Below are 1,917 nucleotides of genomic sequence, written 5' to 3' on the forward strand. Positions count from 1 at the left end.
GGTGAAGAGGAAGAAGGTAAGTACCGAAGCAACGGCACAGAACAGGGAAAATCTGTTTTGGCGTATGATGGAGATGCAAAGGCCGAATACGATCAACAGCCAGTTCACATAGCTGAGCCGCGATCCTGCCTGGTCAACCTGTGAAACGAAGCTTGTCTTGTATCCGCTGTAAAGGTCGCCATAGCTGGTTCCCAGTATCTTGAGGATCAGAGGTTGCTGGGAGGTCAGCGCGGCTCCGACAACCACGAGGATCACACACAGGCCCCCGACGGCGGCATTGCGGAGTGCCGGGACGTCGCGGTCTTTCGCGACCTGCAGAAAACAGAAGAAGGCCGCGGAAGTTCCGACCCCGATGACGGGATAGGCATACCAGCGGCGCAGCACGAATGCCAACCACAGGCATACGCCGACACGCATTCCGCTGATCACCGGTTCATGGGTCAGGAACCTCGATTTCCAGAGAAAATAGGTTGCCGCGCAAAGCGCGAGGCAGCCGGCAATGTCCGGCAACCCACGAAGCGTCGCCGCCCAGAAGGGCGTGTAGAGAAAGGCCGCAATCCATACGGTGAGCCAGCTTCGGCATGAAGGCGTCCCGGTCGCCGCCTCCAGATAGCTTGTTCTGCCGATGAGAAGAGCGGTCGGAACCAGGTAAACAGCGACTATTCCGGCGATGTAGGAAAACCTCGAATCGCCAAAAATGATGTGAAACGGCATCAGCGGCACCAGGATCGCCGCACTGTAGTCATCGGTGGCGATCGAGGTCCTCAAATGGCTGAGCCACTCGAGAGGGCTCTGAACCAAGAGCGTGCCCTGCCGGCTAAACGTGTCGAAATAGGCAGCGAAGTCCCAGTAATAGACAGGCTGTTCAAGCCCTACATAGATGAGAGCAAGAGCAACTCCCAGCAGAGCGGTACACACATATGTCGTTGCCCAAAATCCGAGAGATTTGTTCATCGTCACTTGCGGCCGCCAGAAGGAGAAGAGGCAGAACTATCAAAGCCAGCCCGGACTACCGTTTAATGCAGCCAGGATCCGGCGCATGAGCGGCCGACAAGGATTGGCCAAGTCTCACATGCAGAGCACCCAGACGCTGCCGGCAGGGCCGGCAGCGCCGATTTTCCAAAGCTCAGGTCGTCCCGGCATTCTTCGGCTTGGTCGAACCGATCATTTTCCAGTTCTTGTAGAACATGGAATTGATGCGCTCGACGCTCACCGAGACGATGGCCAGCATACCCGCGATGAGGCGGGGAACCGGGGATGGCCTGATAATGTCCATGAACACGCAGTAGCGGCGGCCGTCATACTCGTTGACCGAGCGATGCAGCAGCGTGTCGTCGAAGATGAACAGCGGATTGTCGTACCAGTAATTCTTGACGTTGCCGCACTCGACGAAAATCTCCGACTTCACCGGGATCAGATTGTAGAGAATGCGCAAGCTGAGCCGCAGCGGGCCGAAATGCCAGGACGTCGATTCGCGCTTGCTGAAGACGGAAACGGCGATGGTCTTGATGTATTTGAAATCCTTGTTGAACTCGGCGACGTTGTCGATCCTGTGCTTGCCGTACCACTGGTAGACATACATGCCGCGCCGGCCGGCGCCGAAATTGGCATCGATATCGGCGATGATCTCATCCTTGCGCGCCTTGAAGATATCCAGGACCTCGTTGACCTCGCGCTGATAGTCGGCGGGAAACTGATCCAGCTTCCACACGCCAGGATTTCTGTAGCACAAGAGGTCGACCAGCAGGTTGAACGGCGAAAGCAGCCAGGTGAACAGGCCGTTGCCGAGAAAATAGCCTGAGAACAGCGACAGATCCTTGCGGTCGTTGCGCAGCACGTCGATCAGGCCGCAGACGATGAAGATCGTCGTCAGGATGGGGATGAAATAGAAGCCAAGGGCGAGAAGCGGGATGGCAA

The 1,917-nt window shown here is 56.9% G+C and carries 1 protein-coding gene and 1 pseudogene; both read right to left on the minus strand.

The features are described 5' to 3' along the window. Positions 1–954 (minus strand): annotated as a pseudogene (locus EN932_RS35070) (hypothetical protein); the annotation flags it as partial. A 172-nt stretch (positions 955–1,126) separates the two neighbouring features. Beyond that, on the minus strand, positions 1,127–1,917 hold a 791-nt coding region (locus EN932_RS35075; RefSeq protein WP_245483388.1), incomplete at its 5' end, for an aspartyl/asparaginyl beta-hydroxylase domain-containing protein.

This window comes from Mesorhizobium sp. M7A.F.Ca.US.002.01.1.1, assembly GCF_004022955.1.
Classification (GTDB): Bacteria; Pseudomonadota; Alphaproteobacteria; order Rhizobiales; family Rhizobiaceae; genus Mesorhizobium; species Mesorhizobium ciceri.